This is a genomic window from Ramlibacter sp. (genome assembly GCF_050250995.1).
GTDB lineage: Bacteria > Pseudomonadota > Gammaproteobacteria > Burkholderiales > Burkholderiaceae_C > Ramlibacter.
Genome location: NZ_JBFWNP010000010.1, coordinates 85,532 through 111,521, shown reverse-complemented (window position 1 = coordinate 111,521; position 25,990 = coordinate 85,532). Strand labels below are relative to the sequence as shown.

At 69.4% G+C, this 25,990-nt stretch carries 25 protein-coding genes; 13 read left to right on the top strand and 12 right to left on the bottom strand.

Annotation, left to right across the window (positions count from 1 at the left end; all coding sequences use genetic code 11):
• From AB7E83_RS10105 to hemN, 5 genes are all read left to right on the top strand, one after another.
• Positions 1-526, top strand: a 526-nt coding sequence (locus AB7E83_RS10105; protein WP_428568601.1) for a zinc-binding dehydrogenase, incomplete at its 5' end; no start/stop codon positions are given.
• Between the two features lie 105 nt (positions 527-631).
• Positions 632-1,012, top strand: a complete 381-nt coding sequence (locus tag AB7E83_RS10100; protein ID WP_428568599.1) for a response regulator — start codon at positions 632-634, stop codon at positions 1,010-1,012.
• A gap of 20 nt (positions 1,013-1,032) precedes the next feature.
• On the top strand, positions 1,033-1,821 hold the full coding sequence (locus tag AB7E83_RS10095) for a helix-turn-helix domain-containing protein (protein WP_428568597.1): 789 nt from the start codon (positions 1,033-1,035) through the stop codon (positions 1,819-1,821).
• A gap of 46 nt (positions 1,822-1,867) precedes the next feature.
• Entirely contained in the window at positions 1,868-2,587 is a 720-nt protein-coding gene (locus tag AB7E83_RS10090; RefSeq protein ID WP_428568606.1) for a sulfite exporter TauE/SafE family protein, read from the top strand.
• An 85-nt stretch (positions 2,588-2,672) separates the two neighbouring features.
• On the top strand, positions 2,673-4,055 hold the full coding sequence (gene hemN, locus AB7E83_RS10085) for an oxygen-independent coproporphyrinogen III oxidase (RefSeq protein WP_428568594.1): 1,383 nt from the start codon (positions 2,673-2,675) through the stop codon (positions 4,053-4,055).
• Between the two features lie 15 nt (positions 4,056-4,070).
• On the opposite strand, the gene AB7E83_RS10080 is transcribed toward hemN, so the two are convergent.
• The 3 genes from AB7E83_RS10080 to xdhA all read right to left on the bottom strand — a co-directional run bounded on the left by AB7E83_RS10080 (position 4,071) and on the right by xdhA (position 8,213).
• Complete coding sequence (locus AB7E83_RS10080; RefSeq protein WP_428568592.1) at positions 4,071-4,379, bottom strand: hypothetical protein; 309 nt, start codon at positions 4,377-4,379, stop codon at positions 4,071-4,073.
• A 97-nt stretch (positions 4,380-4,476) separates the two neighbouring features.
• Positions 4,477-6,786 (bottom strand): xanthine dehydrogenase molybdopterin binding subunit, encoded by a 2,310-nt coding sequence (gene xdhB / locus AB7E83_RS10075; RefSeq protein WP_428568590.1) that lies wholly within the window; start codon positions 6,784-6,786, stop codon positions 4,477-4,479.
• Entirely contained in the window at positions 6,783-8,213 is a 1,431-nt protein-coding gene (gene xdhA, locus AB7E83_RS10070) for a xanthine dehydrogenase small subunit (protein ID WP_428568587.1), read from the bottom strand. The genes xdhB and xdhA overlap by 4 nt, the downstream gene beginning before the upstream one ends.
• On the opposite strand from xdhA, the gene AB7E83_RS10065 reads away from it, so the two are divergent.
• The 4 genes from AB7E83_RS10065 to AB7E83_RS10050 are packed head-to-tail and all read left to right on the top strand — an operon-like array spanning position 8,212 to position 13,046.
• Entirely contained in the window at positions 8,212-9,834 is a 1,623-nt protein-coding gene (locus tag AB7E83_RS10065) for an ABC transporter ATP-binding protein (protein ID WP_428568585.1), read from the top strand. The genes xdhA and AB7E83_RS10065 overlap by 2 nt on opposite strands.
• Complete coding sequence (locus tag AB7E83_RS10060; RefSeq protein ID WP_428568582.1) at positions 9,828-10,916, top strand: ABC transporter permease; 1,089 nt, start codon at positions 9,828-9,830, stop codon at positions 10,914-10,916. Before AB7E83_RS10065 ends, AB7E83_RS10060 begins: the two co-directional genes overlap by 7 nt.
• 1 nt (position 10,917) lies before the next feature.
• Positions 10,918-11,838, top strand: a complete 921-nt coding sequence (locus AB7E83_RS10055; protein WP_428568579.1) for an ABC transporter permease — start codon at positions 10,918-10,920, stop codon at positions 11,836-11,838.
• Positions 11,839-11,879: 41 nt separating this feature from the next.
• Positions 11,880-13,046: a BMP family ABC transporter substrate-binding protein gene (locus AB7E83_RS10050; RefSeq protein WP_428568576.1), complete on the top strand. Its 1,167-nt coding sequence runs from the start codon at positions 11,880-11,882 to the stop codon at positions 13,044-13,046.
• A gap of 102 nt (positions 13,047-13,148) precedes the next feature.
• Here the strand turns inward: AB7E83_RS10050 and AB7E83_RS10045 are convergent, their stop codons facing one another.
• From AB7E83_RS10045 to AB7E83_RS10035, 3 genes are read right to left on the bottom strand one after another with little or no spacing between them, the layout of a single operon-like run.
• Positions 13,149-14,117, bottom strand: coding sequence for a Bug family tripartite tricarboxylate transporter substrate binding protein (locus tag AB7E83_RS10045; RefSeq protein ID WP_428568574.1), 969 nt, complete (start codon positions 14,115-14,117; stop codon positions 13,149-13,151).
• Positions 14,114-14,572: a carboxymuconolactone decarboxylase family protein gene (locus AB7E83_RS10040; protein WP_428568572.1), complete on the bottom strand. Its 459-nt coding sequence runs from the start codon at positions 14,570-14,572 to the stop codon at positions 14,114-14,116. The genes AB7E83_RS10045 and AB7E83_RS10040 overlap by 4 nt, the downstream gene beginning before the upstream one ends.
• On the bottom strand, positions 14,569-15,447 hold the full coding sequence (locus tag AB7E83_RS10035; protein WP_428568570.1) for an HpcH/HpaI aldolase/citrate lyase family protein: 879 nt from the start codon (positions 15,445-15,447) through the stop codon (positions 14,569-14,571). Before AB7E83_RS10035 ends, AB7E83_RS10040 begins: the two co-directional genes overlap by 4 nt.
• Before the next feature lie 95 nt (positions 15,448-15,542).
• Here AB7E83_RS10035 and AB7E83_RS10030 point away from each other — a divergent pair, with 95 nt between their 5' ends.
• On the top strand, positions 15,543-16,739 hold the full coding sequence (locus tag AB7E83_RS10030) for a CaiB/BaiF CoA transferase family protein (RefSeq protein WP_428568567.1): 1,197 nt from the start codon (positions 15,543-15,545) through the stop codon (positions 16,737-16,739).
• Between the two features lie 17 nt (positions 16,740-16,756).
• Here the strand turns inward: AB7E83_RS10030 and AB7E83_RS10025 are convergent, their stop codons facing one another.
• The gene (locus AB7E83_RS10025; RefSeq protein WP_428568564.1) at positions 16,757-17,818 is read right to left on the bottom strand and encodes a Bug family tripartite tricarboxylate transporter substrate binding protein; all 1,062 of its coding nucleotides are present in this window, start codon (positions 17,816-17,818) and stop codon (positions 16,757-16,759) included.
• 206 nt (positions 17,819-18,024) lie between these two features.
• Here AB7E83_RS10025 and AB7E83_RS10020 point away from each other — a divergent pair, with 206 nt between their 5' ends.
• The 3 genes from AB7E83_RS10020 to AB7E83_RS10010 are packed head-to-tail and all read left to right on the top strand — an operon-like array spanning position 18,025 to position 21,665.
• Entirely contained in the window at positions 18,025-19,011 is a 987-nt protein-coding gene (locus AB7E83_RS10020; protein WP_428568561.1) for a Bug family tripartite tricarboxylate transporter substrate binding protein, read from the top strand.
• Positions 19,012-19,030: 19 nt separating this feature from the next.
• Positions 19,031-20,740 (top strand): amidohydrolase, encoded by a 1,710-nt coding sequence (locus tag AB7E83_RS10015; protein ID WP_428568558.1) that lies wholly within the window; start codon positions 19,031-19,033, stop codon positions 20,738-20,740.
• Between the two features lie 19 nt (positions 20,741-20,759).
• A complete protein-coding gene (locus AB7E83_RS10010) occupies positions 20,760-21,665 on the top strand; it encodes an SDR family NAD(P)-dependent oxidoreductase (protein ID WP_428568556.1) in 906 nt (301 codons plus the stop codon).
• A gap of 25 nt (positions 21,666-21,690) precedes the next feature.
• On the opposite strand, the gene AB7E83_RS10005 is transcribed toward AB7E83_RS10010, so the two are convergent.
• The 5 genes from AB7E83_RS10005 to AB7E83_RS09985 form a co-directional block, all read right to left on the bottom strand.
• On the bottom strand, positions 21,691-22,014 hold the full coding sequence (locus AB7E83_RS10005; RefSeq protein WP_428568553.1) for a hypothetical protein: 324 nt from the start codon (positions 22,012-22,014) through the stop codon (positions 21,691-21,693).
• A gap of 101 nt (positions 22,015-22,115) precedes the next feature.
• Positions 22,116-23,486 carry a UdgX family uracil-DNA binding protein gene (locus AB7E83_RS10000; protein WP_428568550.1) on the bottom strand — a complete coding sequence of 457 codons (1,371 nt, stop codon included), beginning with the start codon at positions 23,484-23,486 and terminating at the stop codon, positions 22,116-22,118.
• A 6-nt stretch (positions 23,487-23,492) separates the two neighbouring features.
• Positions 23,493-24,773, bottom strand: a complete 1,281-nt coding sequence (locus tag AB7E83_RS09995) for a putative DNA modification/repair radical SAM protein (RefSeq protein WP_428568547.1) — start codon at positions 24,771-24,773, stop codon at positions 23,493-23,495.
• Positions 24,774-24,856: 83 nt separating this feature from the next.
• Positions 24,857-25,072 (bottom strand): hypothetical protein, encoded by a 216-nt coding sequence (locus tag AB7E83_RS09990; protein WP_428568544.1) that lies wholly within the window; start codon positions 25,070-25,072, stop codon positions 24,857-24,859.
• Between the two features lie 51 nt (positions 25,073-25,123).
• The gene (locus tag AB7E83_RS09985) at positions 25,124-25,975 is read right to left on the bottom strand and encodes an SAM-dependent methyltransferase (RefSeq protein WP_428568541.1); all 852 of its coding nucleotides are present in this window, start codon (positions 25,973-25,975) and stop codon (positions 25,124-25,126) included.
• Positions 25,976-25,990 lie beyond the last annotated feature (15 nt).

Sequence of the window (25,990 nt, the reverse complement as noted above, 5' to 3'; positions counted from 1 at the left end):
CGGCGGTGTCGGCCTCGTCGCCTGCCTGTGGGCGCGCGCGCTCGGCCTGAACCTGATCGCGACGGCGGGCTCCGCGGAGAAATGCGCGCTGGCGCTCGCGCATGGCGCCGCGCACGCGATCGACTACCGCGAAGAGCGCTTCGTCGACCGCGTGATGGAGATCACGCAGGGGCGCGGCGTGAAGGTGGTCTACGACTCCGTGGGGCGCGACACCTTCGAGGGTTCGCTCGCCTGCCTGCAGCGCTTCGGCCTGCTCGTGAGCTTCGGCGACGCTTCGGGTCCGCCGCCGCCGCTGCCGGTCTCCGCGCTGGCGCGCAACGCCGTGTTCCTCACGCGGCAGACGGTGTTCGGCTTCCTCACCTCGCGCGAGGCCACGCAGGCGATGGCGGACGAATTGTTCGGCCTCGTCGCGGGCGGCAAGGTCAAGGTCCGCGTCGCGCAGCGGCACGCGCTCGAAGACGCGGCGCAGGCGCACATCGCGCTGGAGGCGCGGCGCACGACCGGGGCGAGCGTGCTGGTGCCATGACGGTGTCGGGCTAGGACGATTCCTAGCCCGCACGGATTCCGCCGAGTCCGCGATTCAGTCGCCCGCCGATGGCGCGGGCGGCGCGCTTGCACGACAGTCATGGTCATGCAATCGCACGCCGTGAAGGTCTACCTCGCCGACGACTCCGCCGCCATTCGCGTGCGGGTCCGCTCGCTGCTCGAAGGCGGCGCGGAGGTGATCGGCGAGGGCGCGACGCCGGCCGAATGCGTCGAAGGCATCCTGCGCACGCGGCCCGACGTCGTCGTGCTCGACGTGCAGCTCGAAGGCGGCCCCGGCCTGCAGGTGCTCAAGGCCGTGCGCCACGCCGCGCCCGACGTCGGCTTCGTCGTCTTCACCAACAACAGCGGCCCGGCGTACCGCAAGCGCTACCTCGCCGAAGGCGCGTACCGCTTCCTCGACAAGAGCGGCGACACCGCCGCGCTGCCCGTCGCCGTCCACGAGACCGCGGCCCGCGTCCCCGCCTGACAACGAGAAGGAGAAACCCCATGCACCCCGCCGTCGAATCCGCCGTCGCTCCGATCCGCGTCGTGCGCAGCTCGCGCACCTCGAGCCGCTCGGCGGAGCCCGCGCCGCTGCGCACGCAGTGCTCGACCTGCCATCTGCGCGAGCTGTGCCTTCCGTGCGGCCTGGGTGGCCCCGACGTCGAGCGGCTCGACGGCCTGCGCTTCGCGCGCCGCAAGGTGAAGGCGGGCAGCACGCTTTACCGCTCGGGGGAGAAATTCGGCTTCATCTACGCGGTGCGCAGCGGCAGCTTCAAGTCGGTGCTCGCGCTGCCGGATGGCCGCGAGCACGTCACCGGCTTCCAGCTGCCAGGCGAGCTGCTCGGGCTCGACGGCGCGGCCAACGGTTCGCATGCGAGCGGCGCGGCGGCGCTGGAGGACTCGGAAGTCTGCGCGATTCCGTATGCGCACCTCAGCGACCTGGCGATCGGCAGCACCGAGATGCAGCAGGTGCTCTCGCGGATGATGAGCCGCGAGATCGTGCGCGAACACAGCCTCATGATGCTGCTCGGCTCGATGAACGCGGAGGAGCGGCTGGCCGCCTTCCTGCTGAACGTGTCGCAGCGCATGAAGGCGCGGGGCTACTCGCCGCGCGAATTCCACCTGCGCATGTCGCGCGCGGAAATCGGCAGCCTCCTCGGCATGAAGCTCGAGACGGTGAGCCGCACGTTCTCGGCGTTCCAGCAGCAGGGGCTGCTCGACGTGGACAAGAAGCACGTGCGCATCGTGGACATCGACGCGCTCTCGCGCATCCTCGAAGCGCGCGTGCAGTGAGGCGCGCGCCGTGATCGCGCCGGGAATCGCCGTCGCCGCGTTGCTGATGGGCATCGCGGGCGCGCCCCACTGCGCGGCGATGTGCGGGGCGGCGTGCGCGGGTGTGACGCGCCTGCGGACGAGTCGGCCGCGGCGGACGATTCCGATTGCCGCAACTTCCGCGACCTCGGCGCCTGGCGTGCCCGACGCGCCCGACCCGCTACGCGGCGACTCGGCATCGAGTCTCGCCCCCATGCTCCAGTTCCAGGCGGGCCGGCTTGCGGGCTACGCCGCCGCGGGCGCGGCCGTGGGCGCCGCCGCGCAAAGCTTCGCATGGCTCAACGCGCACACCGCGGCCCTGCGTCCGGTGTGGACGCTGCTTCACCTGGCCATCCTCGCGTGGGGCCTGGCGTTGCTCGTCCTCGCCCGCGAGCCGGCCTGGGTCGGCGGCGTCGCCCGCGCGGTGTGGACGCGCGTGCGCCCGGTCGCGCAGGCGCGTCACGGCGTGTTCGGGATCGGCGCGCTGTGGGTGCTCATGCCTTGCGGGCTGCTGTACTCGGCGCTCGTCATCGCTTCCGTCGCGGGCGGGCCGCTGGAAGGCGCGACCGCGATGGCCCTGTTCGCGCTCGGCAGCGGCACGGCGCTCGGGCTTTTCCCGCCGCTGCTTGCGCGCCTGAGGCAGGACTGGGGCACGCGGGCGGGCGGCGCGCTGCTGGCGGGTACGGCGGCGTGGGCGCTCTGGAGCGACGCCCTGCACCGCATCGCCGTGTGGTGCGGCCTGGCCTGAATCCGGGGGCGCCGTTCGCGCCGCCTGCGCCGCGCGCTTGACGGACGTCAAACCGCCCACCGATCCGCCGCGCGAAAGTAGCGCCATGTCCCGCCTTTCGCCCGATCTCCTGCGCCAGTTCGACGTCGCCGGACCGCGCTATACCTCGTACCCCACGGCCGACCGCTTCGTCGAGGCCTTCGGCGCGGCCGAGTACGGACAGGCGCTCGACGAATGCGCGCTTCGGCCCGCCGCGCAGGCGCAGCCGCTGTCGCTGTACGTCCACATCCCGTTCTGCGAATCGGTGTGCTACTACTGCGCGTGCAACAAGATCGTGACGAAGCAGCACGGCCGCGCGGCGACGTACCTGCGCTATCTCGAGCGCGAGATGGCGTTCAACACCGAGCGGCTCGGCCGCGGCCGCACGGTGACGCAGCTGCACCTGGGCGGCGGCACGCCGACCTTCCTGTCCGACGACGAGCTCGCGCAGCTGATGGCGGCCATTCGCCGCCACTTCGCGCTTGCCGCGGGCGCCGAGTGCTCCATCGAGGTCGATCCGCGCACCGTGACGTCGGCGCGATTGCAGGTGCTCGCCGACCTCGGCTTCAACCGCCTCTCGTTCGGCGTGCAGGATTTCGACCCGGAGGTGCAGAAGGCCGTCCACCGTATCCAGCCCGCTTCCGACGTCTTCGCGCTCATGCGGGCCGCGCGCGAGATCGGCTTCGATTCGATCAATGCCGACCTGATCTACGGCCTGCCCCGGCAGACGGAGGCATCGTTCGCGCGAACGCTGCGGCAGGTCGCCGAGTTGCGGCCCGACCGCATCGCGCTCTACGGCTATGCGCACCTGCCCGAACGCTTCAAGCCGCAGCGGCGCATTGTCGCGGCCGATCTGCCCGCCGCCGCGGACAAGGTCGCGATGCTCACGAGCGCCATCGATGCATTCCTCGAGGCCGGCTACGACTACATCGGCATGGACCACTTCGCGCTGCCGGGCGATGCGCTCGCCGTCGCGAAGCGCGAGGGACGCCTGCAGCGCAATTTCCAGGGCTACAGCACGCAGGCCGATTGCGACCTGATCGGCCTGGGCGTGTCCGCCATCGGGCGCATCGGCGCGACGTACAGCCAGAACGCGAAGACGATCGAGGCCTGGTGCGACCTGCTCGACCAGAGTCGCCTGCCGGTGGAGCGCGGCCTGGCGCTGACGCGGGACGACCTCGCGCGGCGCGCGGTCATCATGGCGATCATGTGCAAGGGCGAGGTGCTGTTCGAGGCGGTCGAGGCGTCGTGGCTGCTCGACTTCGGCAAGTATTTCGCGGCGGAGATGCGGCAGCTGGAGCCGCTGCGGCAGGCGGGGCTGGTGGAGGTGGACGAGCGCGGCATCCGCACGACGGCGAGCGGCTGGTTCGTCGTGCGCGCGATCGCGATGGTGTTCGACCGCTACCTGCAGGCGAACCGCACGCGCGCGCAGTTCTCGAAGATTCTCTGAAGAGCGGGAGGGCGATCAGGCCGGCTCGCAGAGCCGGTCGGGCAGCGTCTGCTCGGCCGTCCAGCGCTCGGGCACGAAGGTCAGCTCGCAGTCGTCCATCGACTCGTCGAGTTGCCGGTAGCCGAGCCCGCCCATCTGGATCGCGAACAGGCGCGCCTGGCGCTGGTCATGGAACACCCCGATGGCCGCGAGGTTGCCGTCGCTGCGGCACACGCCCACTTTCACCAGACGCGGCTTCCAGCAGCTGAGCTGGCGCGCCGTGTCGAAGGCCTGCTGGATCTGCCGGAACCCGGCAGGCTCGTTCTGGTTGGCAAGGATTTCCATGCCCAGAGGCTAGGGGATCGCCCCATGCCCCGGCTGTAGGACTTCTCCGAAGGCAGAGGCAGGCGGTAACGCCATGCAACATGCAACGTGGAAAAGCTCACGCGAGGGATTTCAGCACGCTCTCCGCCGTGGCCGGCGCGTCCATCCGCACCGCACCGCCGCGCGCCGAGGCGGCCGCGTCGCGCAGCGCCTCCCACACGCTGATCGCGAGCATGAAGGGCGGCTCGCCGACGGCCTTGCTGCCGCCCACGTTGTCCTCGGGGTTCGCCTCGGGCCACAGCGCGATTCGGAAGTGCTCGGGCACGTCGCCCGCCGTCGGAATCTTGTACGTGCTCGGCGCGTGCGTGGCGAGCGCGCCCTTGCCGGTCCAGACGAGCTGCTCCGTCGTAAGCCAGCCCATGCCCTGCACGAAGCCGCCTTCGATCTGCCCGAGGTCGATGGCCGGGTTGATGGAGCGGCCCACGTCGTGGAGGATGTCGACCTTCAGCACGCGGCTCTCGCCGGTGAGCGTGTCGATGGCGACCTCGGTGCAGGCGGCGCCATAGGCGAAGTAGAAGAACGGGCGGCCGGTGAGGGTGGCCTTGTCGTAGTGGATCTTCGGCGTCTTGTAGAACCCGTCGCTCCAGAGCTGGATGCGCGACTTGAACGCATCGTCCACGAGCTGCTCCCAGGCCATGTGGGCATCCGGCGCTCTGGCGTGCCCGTTCGCGAACACGACCTGCTCGGGCCGGCAGCCCTGCTTGTCCGCGACGAATTGCGCGAGCCGCTCGCGCACCCGGCGTGCCGCGAACTGCGCGGCGCGTCCATTGAGGTCGGTGCCGCTCGATGCGGCGGTGGCGCTCGCGTTGGGCACCTTGCCCGTATCCGCGGCGGTGACGCGCACGCGCGAGAACGGCACGCCCAGTTCGTCCGCCACGATCTGCGCGACCTTGGTGTTGAGGCCCTGGCCCATCTCCGTGCCGCCGTGGTTCACCTGGACGCTGCCGTCGGTGTACACATGCACCAGGGCGCCCGCCTGGTTGAAGAAGGTGGCGGTGAAGGAGATGCCGAACTTCACGGGCGTGAGGGCGAGTCCGCGCTTGATGACCGGGCTTTTCGCGTTCCACCGCGCGATCTCGCCGCGCCGCGCGCGGTAGTCGCTCGAAGCTTCGAGCTGCGCGATGAGCGGATGCAGGATGTTGTCTTCCACCCTCATGCGGTAGTGCGTGACGTTGCGCTGCGTCGTGCCGTACAGGTTGCGCTTGCGCACGTCGAGCGGATCGAGCCCCAGGTGGCGCGCGATGTCCGAAAGAATCGCCTCGGTGACGATCATCCCCTGCGGCCCGCCGAAGCCGCGAAAGGCGGTCTGGCTCTGCACGTTCGTCTTGCAGCGGTGCGAGACGATCTCGACGTCGGAGAGGAAGTAGGCGTTGTCGGCGTGGAAGACGGCGCGGTCGCACACGGGGCCGCTCAGGTCCGCGCTGAAGCCGCAGTTGGCCGCCATCGTCAGTTTCAGGCCCGTGACGAGGCCGCTGTCGTCGAAGCCCACCGTGTAGTCGTACGAGAACGGATGGCGCTTGCCGGTGACGAGGAAATCGTCATCGCGGTCGAGGTGGAGCTTCACCGCGCGGCCGAACTTCACGGCCGCGAGCGAGGCCCACACGGCCATGTGGCCGGACTGCGTTTCCTTGCCGCCGAAGCCGCCGCCCATGCGCCGGCATTCGACGACCACCGAACTCGACGGCCAGCCGAGCGCGTGCGCGATCCAGTGCTGCGCCTCGGCGGGGTGCTGCGTGCTGGAATGCACGCGCAGCTGGTTCTGCTCCAGCGGCATCGCGTAGGCGACCTGGCCTTCGAGGTAGAAGTGTTCCTGCCCGCCCACTTCGAGCTCGCCGCTCAGCGTGTGCTGCGCTGCGGCAAGCGCCCGTTCGGGCTCGCCGCGGCGCACGGTGACCGTGGGCAGGACGAAACTCTGTGCTGCGACGGCCTCGCGCGCGGTGAGGATGGGCGCGAGTTCCTCGATGTCGAGCTTCACCGCACGCGCCGCGCGGCGCGCTTGCATGGTGGTGTCGGCGAGGACGAGGCCCACGACCTGGCCGATGTGCTCGACCGTGTCGAGCGCGAAGATCGGTTCGTCGTGCGCGAAGGTGGCGAGCAGGGGGTCGGCGGGGAGGTCGCGCGCGAGGAGCACGCCCCGCACGCCGGGCATCGCCTCGGCCGCTCGCGTGTCGACGCCGCGCAGGCGGCCATGCGCGACGGTCGAGAGGATGGGCGCGGCGTGCAGCGTGCCTTTGATTTCGGGAATGTCGTCGATGTAGGTCGCGCTGCCGGCCACGTGCGCGCGAGCGCTTTCGTGCGGGAGGGGGGCGGCCATGGCGGGTGCGGGGGCTTCGGCGCCCGCATCGAGAAATTTCCCGGGCGCGTTCATTCGGGCGCCTCGTCGAGCTGGAAGCTTTCGAGATTGATGTCGGTCATGCCCTGCGATTCGAGCCAGTAGCGACGCATCAGGTTGCCGAGCACCTGCGTGCGGTACGCCGCCGAAGCGCGCATGTCGTCGATCGGCTGGAATTCGGTGCGCAGCACCTCGGCCGCGTCCTTCGCAATGGCTTCGGTCCAGTCGCGACCGAGCAATGCGGCTTCGGTCTTCGCCGCGCGCACCGGCGTCGCAGCCACGCCGCCCGCGCCGATGGAGACGTGCGCGACCTTGCCGTCCGTCACCGTCATGTCGATCACCAGGCAGACCGCGGAGATGTCGTCGTCGAAGCGCTTCGAGATCTTGTAGGCGCGCAGGAATTCGCCCGGCCGCGCGCGCGGTACCTCGATGCGAACGAGCAGTTCGTCCGGCGCGAGCACGTTCCTGCGGTAGCCCGTGTAGAAGTCCGTCAGCGCCATCGTGCGTTCGCCGCGCACGCTCGCGAGCACGATGTGTGCGTCGAGCGCGATCAGCAAGGGCATCGAGTCGCCGATGGGCGAGCCATTGGCGATGTTGCCGCCGAGCGTGCCGGCGTTGCGCACCGGCAGCCCGGCGAAGCGGCCGGCGAATGCGCGCAGTTGCGGGCGGTCGGCGACGAGCGCGGCAAAGGCGTCGGTGAGCGTGGCGGCCGCGCCGATCGTCAGGTGGGTGTCCGTCACGTCGACGCGCCGCAGTTCGTCGCAGCGGGTGACGTCGAGGATGCGGTCGAACTGCCTGTGCTGCTTCGTGATCCAGAGGCCGACGTCGGTACAGCCGGCCACGACCTGGGCCTCCGGATCGGCGGCGCGCGCGGCAAGGAGCTCGCTCACCGTCATTCCCGCGAAGGCGGGACGGCTCAGCAACGCCGCGATGCGAGCTTCGTCCACCGCGGCGACGGGCAGCGCCCCCATCGCCTGCGCCGCATCCAGGATCGGCCGATAGCCCGTGCAGCGGCACAGATTCCCCGAGAGCGCCTCCGTCGCAAGTTCGCGCGTCACGGCCTCGCCTCGTGCGACGTGATTGCGATACATCCCGAACAGACTCATCACGAAGCCCGGCGTGCAGAAGCCGCACTGCGAGCCGTGGCAGCGCACCATCGCCTCCTGCGCGGGGTGCGGCGTGCCGTCGTCGGAGGCGAGGTCCTCCACCGTCCACAGCGCCTTGCCGTCGATGCCGTGCGCGAGCGCGATGCAGCTGTTGATCGCGCGCCAGCGCAAGGCGTCGCCGTCCGGCTCGGCCACCACGACCGTGCAGGCGCCGCAGTCGCCTTCGCCGCAGCCTTCCTTCGTGCCGGTGCAGCCGAGGTCTTCGCGCAGCAGTTCGAGCAGCGTGCGCGCCGGTGGTACATTGCCCACGCTGACGAGCTCGCCGCGGCGCACGAATCGGATCTCACGAGGTTCCATGCGTATCGAGTATGGTCGCTTCCATTGCGGGAGGCTACCGCATGCACCGCCCGTGCCAGGCGCGCGCGAGCAAGTCGAAAGTGAACATGTGAACCCACTGCCCACGATTGCGCGACTGCAGCTTGCCCACGTGACCAAGGCCTACCCCGCCGTCGTCGCGAACGACGACGTGTCGCTGACCGTGCGTGCCGGCGAGACGCACGCGGTGCTCGGCGAAAACGGCGCGGGCAAGTCGACGCTCATGAAGATCATCTACGGCGCGGTCAAGCCCGACGCCGGCACGATCGCGTTCGACGGCGCTCCGGTGCAGGTGCGCAACCCGCAGGAGGCGCGCGCGCTGGGCATCAGCATGGTGTTCCAGCACTTCAGCCTGTTCGACACGCTCACCGTGGCCGAGAACGTGTGGCTCGGCCTCGACAAGTCCCTGAAGCTCGCGCAGGTGACCGAGCGCATCCGCGCCAAGGCCGCGGAGTACGGGCTCGACATCGACCCGACGCGGCCGGTGCATACGCTCTCGGTCGGCGAGATGCAGCGCGTGGAGATCATCCGCGCGCTGCTCACGAACCCGAAGCTGCTGATCCTCGACGAGCCGACCTCGGTGCTCACGCCGCAGGCGGTCGAGCGGCTCTTCGTCGTGCTGCGCCAGCTCGCGTCGGAGGGTTGCAGCATCCTCTACATCAGCCACAAGCTGCACGAGATCCGGGAGCTGTGCACGGCATGCACGGTGCTGCGCGGCGGCAAGGTGACCGGCGAGTGCGACCCGCGCGGCGAGACCAATGCCTCGCTCTCGCGCATGATGATCGGCGCGGAGCCGCCGAAGCTCGCGCATCGCGAACGCCGGCCGGGCGAGGCGGTGCTGCGCGTGCAGGCGCTGTCGCTCGCGCGCGAGGACCAGTTCGGCGTCGACCTGGAGAACATCGATTTCGAAGTGCGCGCCGGCGAGGTCGTCGGCATCGCGGGCGTCTCCGGCAACGGCCAGCGCGAACTCTTGTACGCGCTGTCGGGCGAGGACGCGCGCGCCCCGGCCGACTCGATCCGCGTCGGCGGACAGGCCGCCGGCCGGCTCGGCCCCGCGCGGCGGCGCGAGCTGGGCCTGCATTTCGTGCCCGAGGAGCGGCTCGGCCGCGGCGCCGTGCCGGCGATGGGCCTCGCGCACAACCTGCTGCTCACGCGCCGCGAGTCGGTGCGTGGCAGCGGCTGGATCGACGTGAAAGACCTGCAGGCGCAGGCCGGGCGGATCATCGCCAACTTCAAGGTGAAAGCGGGCGGCCCGCACGCCTTGGCGCGCTCGCTCTCGGGCGGCAACCTGCAGAAATTCATCGTCGGCCGCGAGATCGACGCCCGGCCGAAGCTCCTGATCGTGTCGCAGCCGACCTGGGGCGTCGACGTCGGCGCGTCCGCGCAGATTCGCGGCGAGATCCTCGCGCTGCGCGATGCCGGCTGCGCCGTGCTCGTGGTGAGCGAGGAGCTCGACGAGCTGTTCGAGATCAGCGACCGGATGCATGTGCTCGCGAAGGGGCGGCTGTCGCCCTCGATCGACCGCGCGCAGGCAACGGTGTCCCTCGTCGGCGAGTGGATGAGCGGCTTGTGGACGGGAACGGGGGCGGCAGCGCCATGCTGAAGCTCGAAGCGCGGCCCGAGCCGTCGAAATTCTGGAGCATCGCCTCGCCTCTGCTCGCGCTGGCGATCACGGTCGTGCTCGGCACGCTCCTGTTCGTCGCGCTCGGCAAGGACCCGGTGCGCGGCCTGCAGGTATTTTTCTGGGAGCCGCTCGCTTCGGCCAGCCGCATCGGCGAGCTGGCCGTGAAGGCGACGCCGCTGCTGCTCATCGCGCTGGGCCTCGCCGTGTGCTTCCGCTCCAACGTGTGGAACATCGGCGCCGAAGGCCAGTTCGTGATCGGCGCCGTGTTCGCGGGCGGCGTGGCCCTGCTGGCGGGCAAGGACACGAGCCGCTGGATCGTGCTCGCGATCCTTCTCGCGGGCCTCGCGGGCGGCATGGCCTGGGCCGCGATCGTCGCCTTGCTTCGCGACCGGTTCAATGCGAACGAAATCCTCGTGAGCCTCATGCTCGTGTACGTGGCGACCTCGGTGCTGAACTACCTCGTGTTCGGTCCGTGGAAGGACCCGGGCGGCTACAACTTTCCGCAGACGAAGACCTTCGAGGCCGCGACGCAGATCCCGCGGCTCATGGCCGGCTCGCGCGTGAGCATCGGCCTTCTCATCGCGCTGGCCGCGGCGGCGGCGCTGTGGGTCTTCCTGTTCCGCACGCGCGCGGGCTTCGCGCAGCAGGTGGGCGGGCTCGCGCCGGCGGCGGCGCGCTACGCCGGCTTCTCGTCGCGGCGCGCGCTGTGGGTGGCGCTGCTCGTGTCGGGCGGCGCGGCGGGCCTGGCCGGCGCGCTCGAAGTCGCCGGCCCCATCGGCCAGCTCACGCCCTACGTGCCGGCCGGCTACGGCTTCGCGGCGATCATCGTGGCCTTCGTGGGCCGCCTGCATCCGGTGGGCATGATCTTCTCCGCCATCCTCATGAGCATGTTCTACATCGGCGGCGAACTCGCGCAGTCGCGCCTGGGCCTGCCGCGCTCGCTGACGGGCGTGTTCCAGGGCCTGCTGCTGTTCACGCTGCTGGCCTGCGACACGCTCATGGCGTATCGGCTGCGCTGGGTGCGGGCCGAACGGGTCGCCCCCACGGCGGGCGCGCGCTGACATGGAAAGCTACGCACTCCTCATCGCGGCCACGCTGAATGCGGGCACGGTCCTCGCGCTCGCCGCGCTCGGCCTGCTGATCAACGAAAAAGCCGGCGTGGTCAATCTCGGTGCGGAGGGCATGATGCTGTGCGCTGCCGTCGCCGGATTCGTCACCGTGGTGCAGACCGGCAACGACTGGATCGGTTTCGCCGCCGGCATCGGCGCGGGCGCGCTCGCGGCCGCCGTCTTCGGCGTGCTCGCGATCTGGCTGAACGCCAACCAGTACGCGACGGGCCTCGCCCTGAGCCTGTTCGGCACCGGCTTCTCGGCCTTCGCCGGCATCAAGTACGTGCAGGAGAAGCTGCCCGAGCGGCCCGCCTTCGCCGTGCCGCTGCTGTCCGACATTCCGCTGCTCGGCCCCGCGCTCTTCCGCCAGCACCCCCTCGTGTATTTCGCCGTCGCGTTCGCGGCCTGGCTCGTGTGGTTCCTCTACCGCTCGCGCGCCGGCCTCGTGCTGCGCTCGGTGGGCGAGTCGCCGGAATCGGCGCACGCGCTCGGCTACAACGTGCGGCGCATCCGCATGATGGCGGTGGTGGCGGGCGGCGCTCTGTGCGGCCTGGCCGGCGCGTACCTCGCCATCATCTACACGCCGCTGTGGGTCGAGAACATGGTGGGCGGGCGCGGCTGGATCGCGCTGGCGCTGACGACCTTCGCGACCTGGCGCCCGGCACGCGTGTTGCTTGGCGCTTACCTGTTCGGCGGCGTCACCATGCTGCAATTCCACCTGCAGGGCGCGGGCGTCGACCTGCCGAGCGAGTACCTGAACATGCTGCCCTACGTCGCGACCATCGTGGTGCTCGCGATCATCTCGCGCAACCCCGCGTGGATCCGCGTCAACATGCCGGCCTCGCTTGGTAAACCTTTTTATCCGGGGACATAATCCCGGTTTTCGTTGGAAGCCCGACCGAAGGAATGAAACCGATGAACGATCTGACCAAACGCCGCCTGCTCACGCTGGGTGCGCTCGCCGCGGCGACCGCGGCTGTTGTCGGCTGCGGCAAGAAAGAGGAGCCGCCGGCTCCCGCGCCTGCCCCGGTGGCGGCCGCGCCCGCGCCGGCGCCGAAGCCCGCGCCGCTGAAGATCGCGTTCGCCTATGTCGGCCCGGTGGGCGACGGCGGCTGGACCTTCGCGCACGACAACGCGCGCAAGGCGATCGAGAAGGAATTCGGCGACAAGATCCAGACCTCGTTCGTCGAGAACGTGCCCGAGAGCGCCGACGCCGAGCGCGTGATCCGCGACATGGCCAGCCAGGGCAACAAGCTGATCTTCGGCACCACCTTCGGCTACATGGAGCCGATGCTGAAGGTGGCGAAGGACTTCAAGGACGTGAAGTTCGAGCACGCCACGGGCTACAAGAGCGACGAGAACCTGCGCGCGTACGACAGCCGCACCTACGAGGGCGCGTACATGGCCGGCGTGATCGCCGGCAAGATGACCAAGACCAACACGCTGGGCGTGGTCGGCTCGATCCCGATTCCCGAGGTGATCCGCAACATCAACAGCTTCACGATGGGCGCGCAGTCGGTCAATCCGAAGGTGAAGACCAAGGTCGTGTGGGTCGGCGAGTGGTTCAAGCCGGCGAAGGAAACGGAAGCGGCGACGGCGCTCATCAACGGCGGCGCGGACGTCCTGATGCAGAACACCGACTCGTCGGCCGTGCTGCAGACGGCCGAGAAGATGGGCAAGCGCGCCTTCGGCTGGGACAGCGACATGACTTCCTACGGCCCCAAGGCGCACCTGGGCTCGGCCATCATCAACTGGGTGCCGTACTACACGCAGGCCACGCGCGACGCGCTGGAAGGCAAGTGGAAGACGTCCCAGTCCAAGATCTGGTGGGGCGTGAAGGAAGGCGCGATCGACATGGTGTCCATCGCCGCCGACGTGCCGGACGACGCGAAGCAGCAGGTCGAGAAGATCAAGGCCGGCCTGAAGGACGGCTCGTTCTCGATCTGGAAAGGCCCGATCGTCGACAACGCCGGCAAGGAAGTGCTGGCGAAGGACGCGGTGGCCGACGACAACTTCCTGGGCGGCATCAACTTCTACGTGAAGGGTGTCGAGGGGAAGGTGCCGGGGGGCGAGAAGAAGTAAGGCGGGTCCTGTCGAGGACCCGGGCGGCGCGTCCACGCGTCGAGTTGCCTCAGCCCCGGCTCGGGCAACTCGACATCCTCCCCTGGAGGAAAGCGCCGCGATTCACTCGGCCTTGATGTTCGCCTTGCGAATCAGGTCGCCCCACTTGCGCGCTTCTCCCTGCACGAAGCGGTCGAACTGCTCGGGCGTGCCGCTGGCCGGCTGGATGCCGAGGTCCACCATGCGCTTGCGTGTGTCGGGCTCGGCCAGGATGGCGGCCACGTGCATGTTCAGCAGGTTCACGATCTCGCGCGGCGTCCCGCGCGGCGCCATGAGCCCGTTCCAGGGCGCGAGATCGAAATCGCCCACGCCGGATTCGGCCAGTGTCGGCACGTCGGGCACCGCCTCGAAGCGCCGCGCGGTCGACACCGCCAGCGCCTTGACCTTGCCTCCCGCGATCTGGGGCATCGTGGCGCTCACCGTGTCGATGGTGGCCTGGATGCGTCCGCCGAAGAGGTCGATGAAAGCCGGCCCGCTGCCCTTGTAGCTGACCGGAAAAAGTTCCACCTTGCCGAGCTGGTTGAACAGCTCCAGCACGACCCGGGCCGAAGAGCTGGGCACGGCCACATTGATCGCGCCGGGCTTGGACCGCGCCAGCGCGACGAATTCGCGCACATTGCTTACCGGCAGGGCAGGCGATGAGGAAATCATCATGGGCAGCAGCCCGACCAGCGAGATCGGAGTGAAATCGGCCGTCGGGTCGTAAGGCAGCCTGGCATACATGGCCGGATTGGCCGCGTGCGTGGCGTTGGTCGCCATCAGCAATGTGTAGCCGTCGGCGGGCGCCTTGGACGCGTACTCGGCGGCGATGTTGCCGCCGGCGCCGGCGCGGTTCTCGACCACGATCTGCTGCTTGAGCCTCTCGGAGAGTTTCTGCGCGATGAGCCGCGAAACGATGTCGGTGCCCTGGCCGGGCGTGCCGGTGACGACGAGGTGGACCTGGCGCGCGGGGTAAGCCTGCGCGAAGGCGCTGCGGCCGGCCAGGCCTGCCATTGCGAGGCCGAGGCCCCATGCGATGTCGCGGCGTTTCATTTCGTCTGCCTCCGTGCTGTGCGGCCGGTCTTTGCAGCCTTGGCCGGGGGGTTGCTCTTTTCGTGCTTCTCGCGCACCAGCCGCGCCGCTTCGTCCATGACGAGATAGCCGGTCTGGCCCCAAGTCGTGATGCCGCAAACGTTCATCACCTGGATCAACGCCTGTGCGAGCTCGGGGATCGTGAGGCCCGCATCCATCGCGGCGCGCAGGTGGTTCTTGGCGCCCGCGAGGTTGCCGGTCGCGGTATCGAGGACGACGTAGACGAGCTGCTTGCTCTTCAGGTCGAGCCCCTTGCCGTCCTGCGGGTGGTAGAGGTAGTCCTTGAAGGCGAGGTACGCCACCAGCGCCTCCGGCGCGTAGTCCGCCATGGCGCGGATGGGTTCCGGCAGCGTGCCGAGCAAGGAAGTGAAATGCTCCTTGGCACGCGCGACTTCCGCGTTCAGTTTTTTGCTCACGTCGTGCTCCTCTGCTGGGCGGCTGCCATGGCGATGATGTGTTCGCAGCGCTTGATCAGCGGCCCGTCGATCATGCGGCCTTCGAAGTCGATCGTGCCGATGCCTTCGCTCTCGGCCTTGTGGGCCGCGGCGATGAGGCGGCGGCTGAATTCGACCTCGTCCGGCGTCGGGCCGAAGATGCGGTTCGCCAACGCGGTCTGGATCGGGTTCAGGCAGATCTTGCCGTCGAAGCCGAGGTTGCGTCCCTCCAGCGAATCTTTCTCGAAGAGCTTGTCGTCGCGGATTTCGAGCACCGATTGATCGATCGCGCCGATGCGCGCCGCCTTGGCGGCCAGCACGATGCGCGAGCGGGCGTAGAGCACCTCGGTGCCTTCACGCGTGCGGCGCGCACCCAGCATGTCGGTGACGAAGTCTTCCGAGCCGAAGTAGAGTGCCTCGACGCGTGGATCGGCGAAGGCGAGTTCGGAGACGTTCAACGCGCCCATCGCCGATTCGATGCCGCAGATGATGCTGATCTGGCGCCCCAGCTTCTGTTCGGCCGCAGCCAGCGCATTCACCGCCGCCTTCAGCTCGGCCACGGTGCCGATCTTCGGGATCGAGACGCCGTCCACGCCCGCCGCGCCGGCAGCCTTCAGATCGTCGAGGTAATGCGGGGAGCGCGGGTGGTTGACCCGCACATGCAGCCCCTTGTTCAGGCCCGCCTCGCGCAGGCCGCGGATGGTTTCCGACAGCCGCTCGCGCTCTTCGCGCTTGTGCATTTCCGGCGTGCCGTCCTCGAGGTCCACCACGCTGCAGTCGGCGCCGACGGTTGGGAATTTCGCCAGGAACCTGGGGCGGTTGGCAGGGGCAATCAGCCAGCTGCGGATGATGTTCAAGTCATGTCTCCTTGTCCGTTTTGTTGGGTGTTATTCTGCATCACGCCAATTTTGGCGGACGGATTCCTCGCGCGACGACACAGGAAGCAGACGACATGGCAGGACCTCTGGCGGGCATTCGCATTCTCGACCTCAGCGCGGTGCTGATGGGTCCTTCGGCCACGCAGCTGCTCGGTGACATGGGGGCCGACGTCATCAAGATCGAGCCTCCGGATGGCGACACCACGCGCCGCATCGGGCCGGGCCGCTCGCCGACCATGGGTTCCAATTTCCTGAACATGAACCGCAGCAAGCGCAGCGTGGTCCTGGACCTCAAGAATCCGGCCAGCCGCGATGTGATGCACAGGCTGATCGAGCGCGCCGACGTGCTGGTGCTCAACATCCGTCCGCAGGCGGCGCGGCGCATCGGCCTCGACCACGACAGCGTCCGCGCGGTGAATCCGCGCATCGTCTATTGCGCGCTCACGGGTTTCGGCAGCGATGGCCCCTATGCCGGACAGCCGGCCTACGACGACCTGATCCAGGGCCTGGCCGCGCTGCCGGCGCTGTACGCGCAATCCGCGGGCGAGCCGCACTATGTTCCGACGCCGATCGCCGACCGCGTGGCCGGCCTGCACGCGGTCGTGGCGATCCTCGGCGCGCTGATGCACCGCGAGCGAAGCGGCGAGGGGCAGGCGGTGGAAGTGCCGATGTTCGAAACCGTCGCCCACACCGTGCTGGCCGACCAGATCTACGGGCACACGTTCGTGCCGCCGATCGGCGAGCCGGGCTACCCGCGCGTGCTGTCCCCGCAGCGCCACCCCTACCGCACGTCCGACGGCTGGCTTTGCATCCTCGTGTACAACGACAAGCACTGGCGCGACTTCTTCAACCTGATCGGCCGCGGCGACCTGCTCGCCGACCCGCGCTTCGGCAGCATGCGGGGGCGCAACGAGCACATCGACGAGCTGTACGGAATGCTGGCGCGGGCCCTGGCCGGAAAGACCACGGCGCAGTGGCTCGAGTTGCTGGCGAAGGCCGACATTCCGGCGGGACCGATGAACACCCTGCACAACCTGATCGACGATCCGCATCTGGCGCGCAAGGACTTCTTTCAGCAGGTGGAGCATCCGACCGAAGGCTCGATCCGTTCGATGCGCGTGCCGACCCGCTGGTCGGCCACACCGCCAGAGCCCGCGCGGCTGGCGCCCAACCTGGGCGAGCATGGGGATGAGGTCCTGCGGGAGCTCGGTTACAGCGGCGAGGAAATCGTCTCGCTGCGCGAGCGCGGCGTGCTGGGGGCGGCACACTAGCTGCCGCGTCCGCAAGGTCATTCGATCTTGATATTCGCCTGCTTGATCACGCGGTTCCACTTCGCGATCTCGGCGCGCACGAACTGGCTCGCTTCTTCCGGCCGCCCGCCGAAAGGTTCGTCGCCGCGCTGCACGAACTGCTCGCGCACATCGGGCCGGGCCATCACGCGCGCCAGGTCGCCGTTGATGCGCGAAACGATCGCGGCGGGCGTGCCTGCCGGCGCGAACAGCCCGTACCAGGAGGTCAGTTCGAAGCCCGGCACCCCCGCCTCGCCCATGGTCGGGACCTGGGGCGCATAGGACTGGCGCGTTGCGCTGGTGATGGCCAGCGCGCGCAGCGCGCCGGACTTCACATGCTGCAGGATGGCCGGCGGATTGAGGAACATCAGGTCGAAGTGCCCGGCAATGGCGTCGGTCGTCATCTGGGCGCTGGACTTGTAGGGGATCTGCACCATGGTGATGCCTGCCATCGATTCGAGCATCACGCCGCACAGGTGCGGCGAAGTGCCGGTGCCGACACTGCCGTAGCGCAGCTTGCCGGGATTCGCCTTGGCGTACGCGATCAGCTCCGACACGCTGCGCAAGGGCAGGCTCGGGTGGACCACCAGCATGTTGGGATAGCGCGCCACCATGGAGATCGGCGTGAAGTCGCGGGTCGCGTCGAACGCCATCTTGTCGTAGAGGCTGGGGTTGATCGCCATCGGCCCGATCATTCCGATCAGCAGCGCGTAGCCATCGGGCGTCGATTTCGCGACCTTCTCGTGGCCGATGTTGCCGCCCGCGCCGGCCAGGTTCTCCACCACAACGGGCTGGCCCCACGTCTCCGACAGTTTGCTGGCCAGCATGCGCGACAGCACGTCGGGACCGGCGCCGGCCGCCGCGGGAATCACCAGGTGGACCGGCTTGGTCGGCCAGGCCCCTTCCGGTGTCCGGGTTTGCTGCGCTGCGCTGGTCGCCGGACCCAGCGCAGCGAGTCCGGCAAGACCGGCATGTGCGAGTGGCGCGCCTGCGGCCGCCGCGAGCAGACTGCGGCGTCGCAGGGGCAGCCCTTGCGGGCGGGGGGTTGTCGCTGCTTGCATGGGTTCTCCGGGCGGCTTGAGCGTCAAATTGTTAGTCGGCAAGCACCCTCCATTGCATAGGGATTACGCGACCCGCCGCCCTGACGACCGGGGGCAGGAAGCGCCAACATCGATCGTTGGCTCGTCGGTCCGCCGCTCTAAGGGTAATCGGTAAAAAGCGAAAACATCGATCCAATGTAGAGTCAGCGCAAGAAGGAGCCCAGACCATGATCGACCGCAACCGGCGCGCCCTGCTGCTCGCAGGCGCCTCCACTTCGCTCGCGGGGCTCGTGCCCGCCGCCGCGCTCGCCCAGTCCGACTACCCCACCAAGCCGATCCGCATCGTCGTGCCCTTCCCCGCAGGTGGTGCCACCGACATCGTCGCTCGGCTCGTGGGCGAGAAGATGAGCAAGGAATTCGGCCAGGCGGTCGTGGTGGAAAACCGCGGCGGCGCCGGCGGCCAGGTGGGCGCCGAAGCGGTGCAGCGCGCGGCGAACGACGGCTACACGCTGCTCGTCACGAACACCGGCTTCCTGCAGGCGCCGCTGCTCGCCACCAAGCCGATCTACGATCCGGTGAAGGACTTCGAGGCGGTCTCGCAACTGAACCTCGCGCCCAATTCCTTCGTCATCAATCCCGCGCTGCCCGCCAACAACCTGCAGGAGTTCATCGCGCTCGTCAAGCGCGAGCCGAAGAAGCATTCCTTCGGCTCCGGCGGCATCGCGCAGACGCTGCACCTGTTCGGCGAGATGCTGAACAAGGCGGCCGGGCTCGACATGGTGCATGCGCCGTTCCAGGGCGAAGTGCTCGCGGTCAACGCGATCCTGGCCGGGCAGGTGTCGTGCAGCTTCATCACGGTCGCGTCCTCGCAGGCGCAGATCAAGGCCGGCAAGCTGCGCGCCCTCGGTGTCACCGGGCCGACCCGCACCTCCCTCCTGCCGGACGTGCCGACGTTCAAGGAGCAGGGCTATCCGCAGTTCGATGCGGTGGGCTGGTACGGCATGCTCGCGCCGGCGGGAACGCCGAAGGCCATCGTCGACAAGCTCTCGCGCGCCGCGGCCGCGGCGATCAGGCAGCCGGACGTGAGCTCGCGCCTGAACGACCTGGCGCTCACGCCGGTCGGCAGCACGGCGGACGAACATGCGGCCGCGATCCGGCGCGGGCTCGTCGAGTGGAAGAGCATCATGACGGTCACCGGAATGATGCCGAAATGACGCGCGAATAAGGCCCGGCGTGGTCGACCTCATCCTGCACAACGGCATCGTCCACACGGTCGATGCCGACGACTCGGTGGCCGAGGCCATCGCGGTGTCGGCGGGGCGCATCGTCGCCGTCGGCGAGTCGGGGCCCATCCTCGCGCTGCGCGGGCCGGGCACGCGCGTCGTCGACCTGCGTGGCAAGACGGTGGTGCCGGGCTTCGTCGACGCGCATCCGCACGTCGACATGGTGGGGGTGCGCCTCATCAAGCCCTCGTTCGGCAATCCCTCGCGCATCGAGCAGGTGATCGACGTGCTGCGGGGCGAAGCCGCGAAGCGCCCCGCGGGCGAATGGATCCTGTGCAACCCGGTCGCGACCGAGCCGGACATGCTGGAGTACCCCGGCCGGCTCGCGGAGAAGCGCTGGCCCGACCGGCGCGACCTCGATCTCGCGTGCCCCGATCATCCGGTCTACATCGAGCCGCCTTCGCTCTCGTCGCCCGGCGCGGCGATCATGAATACGCTGGCCCTGCGCGCGAACGGCATCACGCGCGACAGCGTGATGCCCGAGAACGTGGAGATGGTGGTCGACGCCGAGGGCGAGCCGACCGGCCTGTTCCTCGACAGCGGATTTCCCAAGAAGATCGCGCTGGTCGACGGCGCGTTCAAGTCGAGCGCATTGTTCCCGGCGATTCCGCCGCTCAGCCGCGAGGACATCGCGCGCACCGTCGTCGAAGGCGTGAAGGCGTTCAACCGCGCCGGCACGACCATGAGCTACGAGGGGCACGGCCTCGCGCCCGGAACGCAGCGTGCGTACCTCGACGTGTGGCAGCGCAAGGAGCTCACGATCCGCACCTACTTCGTCATGCAGTTTCCGTTCGCGCTGTACGGCGACGCGCAGAAGGCACAGGAGCTGATCGACCACACCGCGCGCTACGCGGGCGGCGCGGGGTTCGGCGACGACCTGCTGAAGTTCGGCGGCCTCGGCCTCGGCTTCGACAGCGCCGCGGCCATCGGCGCGTGCTGCATGCGCGAGCCGTACAACGGGCCGAAGGGCCAGCTCTGGAACGGCGTGCAGCTGGTGCGCGACGTCGCATACGAGGACATCGTGCGGCGCTGTGCGCGTGCCGGCGTGCGCGTGCAGACGCTGTGCGCGGGCGGCGCGGCCATCGACAAGGTGATGGCAACGTACAAGTCGGTGAACGAGGAGATCCCGATCCGCGGCCTGCGCTGGACGATCCAGCACTGCCAGTTTCCTTCGGCCGAGAACATGCGCGACTGCCGCGAGCTGGGCGTGATCCCGACCACCAGCGCGAACTTTCTCTGGCTGTACGGCAGCGTGTACCTGCGCGCCTTCGGCGAGAAGATCGCTGCGGACTCGATGCCGTTTCGTGCCTGGCTCGACGCGGGCGTCCCCGTCGCGCAGTCGTCCGACGCGCGCCCGCACGAGGCGCTGTTCGGCTTCTGGCAGATGCTCGCGCGGCGCGATGCGATCACGGGCCGGGAGCTCGCGACGCCCGCGCAGTCGCTCACGCGCCAGCAGGCGCTGCGCTGCTGCACGCTGCACGGGGCGATGGCCGCGTTCTGGGACCATGCGGCGGGCTCCATCGAGGTGGGCAAGTTCGCCGACCTCGCCATCCTGTCCGACGACATCATGACGGTGGACCTCGATCGGATTCCGCAGACGCAGGTCCTCGCCACCTTGCTGGGCGGCGTGCCGGTGCATGATACGGGCCTGTTCCATTAGCAACCCGGAAGAGGAAGGCATGTCTCTCGATTTCACCGGCCGCGTGGCCATCGTCACGGGGGCCGGCGGCGGCCTGGGCCGTCAGCACGCGCTCGCGCTCGCGAAGCGCGGGGCGAAAGTCGTCGTCAACGACCTCGGCGGCGCCGTCGACGGCTCCGGCGGCTCCGTCTCCGCGGCGCAGGCCGTGGTCGACGAGATCGTCGCGGCCGGCGGCGAAGCGTTCGCCAACGGCGCGTCGGTCACCGACTTCGACGCCGTGCAGGCGATGGTCAAGCAGGCGGTCGACACCTGGGGCCGCGTCGACATCCTCGTCAACAATGCCGGCATCCTGCGCGACAAGAGCTTCGCGAAGATGGACCTCGCGGACTTCCGCCTCGTGCTGGAGGTCCATCTGATGGGCGCGGTGCATTGCGCGAAGGCCGTGTGGCCCTTCATGCAGGCGCAGAAGTACGGCCGCATCGTGATGACGACTTCGTCGAGCGGCCTCTACGGCAACTTCGGCCAGACGAACTACGGCGCGGCGAAGCTCGCGCAGGTCGGCTTCATGCAGACGCTTGCGATCGAGGGCGAGAAGCACGGCATCCGCGTGAATGCGCTCGCGCCGACGGCGACGACGCGCATGACCGAGAACCTGTTCCCGCAGGACATGGTGGCGGCGTTCAGTCCGCAGAACGTCGTGCCGGCGATGCTGGTGCTCGCGAGCGAGGACGCGCCCACGCGCGCGATCCTCTGCGCGGGCGCGGGCGGCTTCGAGGCGGCGCACATCACGCTGACGCGGGGCGTGCATGTGGGCACGGGCGACGAAGCGCCCGAACGCCTGGCGGCGCAGCTCGCGCGCGTGATGGACCGCACGGGCGAGACCGTGCCGGGAAGCGGCGCGGAGCAGGGGGCGAACGAGCTGCGGCTGGTGCAGTCGGCGCGCTGAGCGGACGCGAAGCCCGGGCTTCCCCTCAGACGGGTCCGGGCATCGCCTTGAACCCCAGCCACGCGGCGGCGATCACGGCATTGACGGGCACGCTGATGGCGCTGGGCACGTAGAAGAACGCCGAGGCCCCCGGCAGGTGGAGCATGAGCTCGACGAAGCCGCCGAGCGCATAGAAGGCGGCGCCGCACCACATCCAGCGGCGCATGTAGGTCGGCAGCCAGCGCGCCTGCTCGCGGTTGTGCCGCCACGCGGCCGCGCGCTCGAACAGGCTGCCCCTGTTCATGTCCTTGAACAGCCAGCCGAAAAAGAAATAGCGGTACAGCAGGGTTCGGAAAGCGGCGTCTTGCACAGTTCCCTCCATCACACGCAGAGCCAGTTTCGCCATTTTTCGGCCGGCGGACAATGCCTGTTTGTAGGAACGGGGCGCGTTCGGTCGCGCGCGCGACGGGGTCAGGCCTCGGCATCCGCGCGCGCGAGGTCGGCGGCGAAGGCCTCGAACGCACCCGCCTGCTCGTGCGGCGGCATGCGCAACAGGGCGGACGGATGCAGCGTGACGAGGACGCGCAAGCCGTCGGGCCGTGTGTGCCAGGCGCCGCGCTCGCGGGTGACGGCGACGTCGCGCCCCAGCAGCGTCCGCGCGGCCGTGGCGCCGAGCGCGACGAGCGCGCGCGGCCGGGCGAGCGCGATTTCCTCTTCGAGCCAGTGCGCGCAGGCCGCGGCCTCGCGCTGCGACGGCGTCTTGTGGATGCGTCTGCGGCCGCGCAGCTCGAACTTGAAATGGCGCACGGCGTTGGTGAGGAACACGGCGGCGGGATCGATGCCCACCCGATCGAATGCGCGCCGCAGCAGCTGGCCCGCCGGCCCGACGAAGGGCGCGCCCGCCAGGTCTTCCTGGTCGCCCGGCTGCTCGCCCACGAACATCAGCCGCGCCTCGCGCGGCCCGCGCCCCGGCACGGCCTGCGTCGCCTGCGCGCCAATGGGGCATTCGCGGCAGCGCTCCATGGCTTCGTGCAGGGCGGGCAGTGTTTCGGGCCGGGGACCGACCACGGGAATCTTGCGCAGCGGCACGGGCGCGGGCGCCTCGAGCATGCGCGCGCTGCGCGCGCCGGCCTCGGCCGCGAGCGGCGCGATCAGCGCCGCCTCGGGCAGGTTCTTCCAGTAGCGCCTCGGCATCTCGCGCTCCATCATCTTCACCTTCAGGCGCGCCGGATTGAAGATGTGGCGATAGTAGGTGAGCCACAACTGCTCGCCGGCATCGGCGGGCGGCGCGTCCTCGCGCGTGGCGCCGGGCGCGAAGGCGAGGTGCGCTCCGTCCCACGACGCGCAACGGTCGGGCGTGAGGATCGCCCAGCGCATCTGCGCGAAGCGCCGGCTGAACCACGGCGCATTCGCCTCGACGATGAAGTGGTCGGGCTCGAACCAGGCGACGTGAAGCCGGCCCGCTTCGTCGTCGACCTCGCGGAATCGCACGAAGGCGCGCATCTTGTGGATGTCGCGATGCACGGCGTGGGCCATGCGGCGCGCGGCAAGCATGTCGGTGTCGAGCGGGTCGTCGCGCAGCAGGGGCTCCCGCGCCAGCCGCCACAGCAGGCGGTAGAGCAGGGCATAGCGCGACGGGTCGCGGTGCAGCACGACCGAGCGGCACAGGGCGAGGAAGGTCGGCGGAACGGCGAGCGTGGGCGCTGCGTTGTCGACGACGTCCGACGATGCGTCGTCGGCAGAGAAAAGATCGTCCTCGCGCCAGGAGGCCGCGTCGGGCTCGACGCCCTGCGCGAGCAGCGCCCGCGCGCGGACGCGGAAGGTGTCGAACGAGTACTGCACCAGGACTTAGAACAGCGCGGCTTGTTGCGGTGAGAGGGAGCCCTGGATTCCCGCTTTCGCGGGAATGACGGCGGGGGCGGGCGCGGCCTGGCGGGTGGGGCGGTGGTCGGCGAGGATCACGAAGGGCAGCACCTTGCGCACCGGCACGTGCAGCCGCTTGAGATCGTCGGCGCGCAGGCGCCGCACGCGGCGCGCAAGCAGCACGCGGTCGACCGCCTTCACCCCGAGGCCCGGCACGCGCAGCAGCATCTCGCGCGGGGCGCGGTTGATGTCCACCGGGAAACGTTCCGGGTGCGCCCAGGCCCAGGCGAGCTTCGGGTCGGCGTCGAGCGAGAGCATGCCCGTCGCCGGCAGCGCGATCTCGCTCGCATCGAAGCCGTAGAAGCGCATCAGCCAGTCGGCCTGGTAGAGACGGTGCTCGCGCACGAGCGGCGGCGCTTCGAGCGGCAGCGAGGACGACGCATCGGGAATCGGGCTGAACGCGGAGTAGTAGACGCGTTTGAGGCGATACGAGCCGTAGAGCTGCGCGCTCGTGGCGAGGATGGTCGCGTCGTTCGCGCCGTCGGCGCCGACGATCATCTGCGTGCTCTGGCCGGCGGCGGAGAACGGCGGTGCCTGCGCCGGCTTCGCCGGGGCGGCGGCGAGCGAACGCACGCGCTTCTGTTCCCACGCCGCGCCGCGTGCATCCTCGATCTGCAGGCGCACGCGCGCCATGGTCCGCCGGATCGCCGCGCCGTCCTTCTGCGGCGCGAGTTCGTCGAGCCCCTGCTTCGTCGGCAGCTCGATGTTGATCGACAGCCGGTCGGCGTACCGTCCCGCGCGGGCCAGCAGCTCGGGCGAGGCATCGGGAATCGTCTTCAGGTGGATGTAGCCGCGGAAGTCATGGTCCTCGCGCAGCGCGCGCGCGACCTCGACCACCTGCTCCATCGTGTAGTCCGGGCTGCGGATGATGCCGCTGGACAGGAACAGGCCTTCGATGCAGTTGCGCCGGTAGAAGTCGAGCGTGAGCTGCACGACCTCGTCGATCGCGAAGCGCGCCCGCGGCACGTTGCTGGTCGCGCGGTTGACGCAGTACAGGCAGTCGTACTGGCAGTAGTTCGTGAGCAGGATCTTCAGCAGCGAGATGCAGCGGCCGTCCGGCGCATAGCTGTGGCAGATGCCCATGCCTTCGTTCGAGCCGACGCCGCGGCCGCCGACCGAGTCGCGCTTGACGCCGCCGGAGGACGCACACGAGGCGTCGTACTTGGCTGCGTCGGCGAGGATGGCGAGCTTGGCATTCAGATCCACTGGATGATCGTACAGTGGTTCGCGCCAGCCCGCGCCGCGACAGGGTTTCCGTTACATCATGGGGCCGGGTTGTGCGGGAAAAATCACTGCGCGAGCCGGATCTTGCCTTCCTTCAGATACCGCGCGTACTCGTCGCGCGTGATGGCGGCGGTGCCGGTGTTGCCTTCGCTGTCGCTCCAGCTCAGCGTCACGCTGTCCGGCGCGACCTCGATGTCGACCGGGCCGTCCGGAATCTCGACGGGCATGCCGTCGCCGGCACGGAAACACACTTCACCTCGAATGACGGCGTGCTGGGTCATGGGGGCTCCTTGTTGAAAGCCCATTGAAGCGCGCCGGGCGCGGCCGCGCTGTCAGCGAACTGCGCCTTCGCAAGCCGGACCGTTGGCCCGCCGGAAGCGCTGGCCGCGTCCGAGCGCCATGTCGCCCTGGCCGTCGAGGACGTGCAACTCGTCGCCGACCGCCTCCAGCGCCATCTGGTGCCGTCCTCCCGTCATCTGCATCTTCGCGCCTTGCAGCCGCCCGGCCACGTCGCGCGCACGGTTGCGCCAGCGCAGGGTGCCGCTGAACTCCTGGAAGCGCTGGGCCACCTGCAGGCTGCCCCCGCGCAGCATGCCGACACCGCACCACAGGCCGTCGATATTCGCGGGCACGGTCCAGAAGTGGATCTTGCTGCTCTTGGCCAGGCCGACCTTCTTGTCGGGCACGGGAACCTCCGTTGTCTGGTCGGGCTTCCAGTCGCCCATGTCCCAGTCGTGCGAGACGATGCGCGTGCCCGGCTTGAGCTTGAGGATCGTGGGGCGCAGCGCGAGGTTGACCTCGGTCAGCAGGTACATCGTGACGACCGTCGCCGCGGAGAGGTCGGTCTTGAACAGATCCTGCACGCGGAATTCGGCGCGGGTGGAGACGCCCGCGTCGCGCGCATTGCGGATGCTGCGCTCCACCAGCGCGGGGTCGATCTCCACACCGAGCCCCGAGGCGCCGAACCGGCGTGCCGCGAGGATGACGATGCGTCCGTCGCCCGAGCCGAGGTCGATGACATGGTCGGTCGGCCCGACGTTCGCGATGCGCAGCATCTCCAGCGTGACGTTGTCCGGGGAGGTGACGAAGGGGACTTCTTCGAGGACGGGTTGCTGTGCGAAAGCGGGAAGCGCGAACGGCGCGAGCGCCAGGGCGAGGCAGGAGAGGGCGTGACGGAACTTCATCCCCGGGAAAATAGC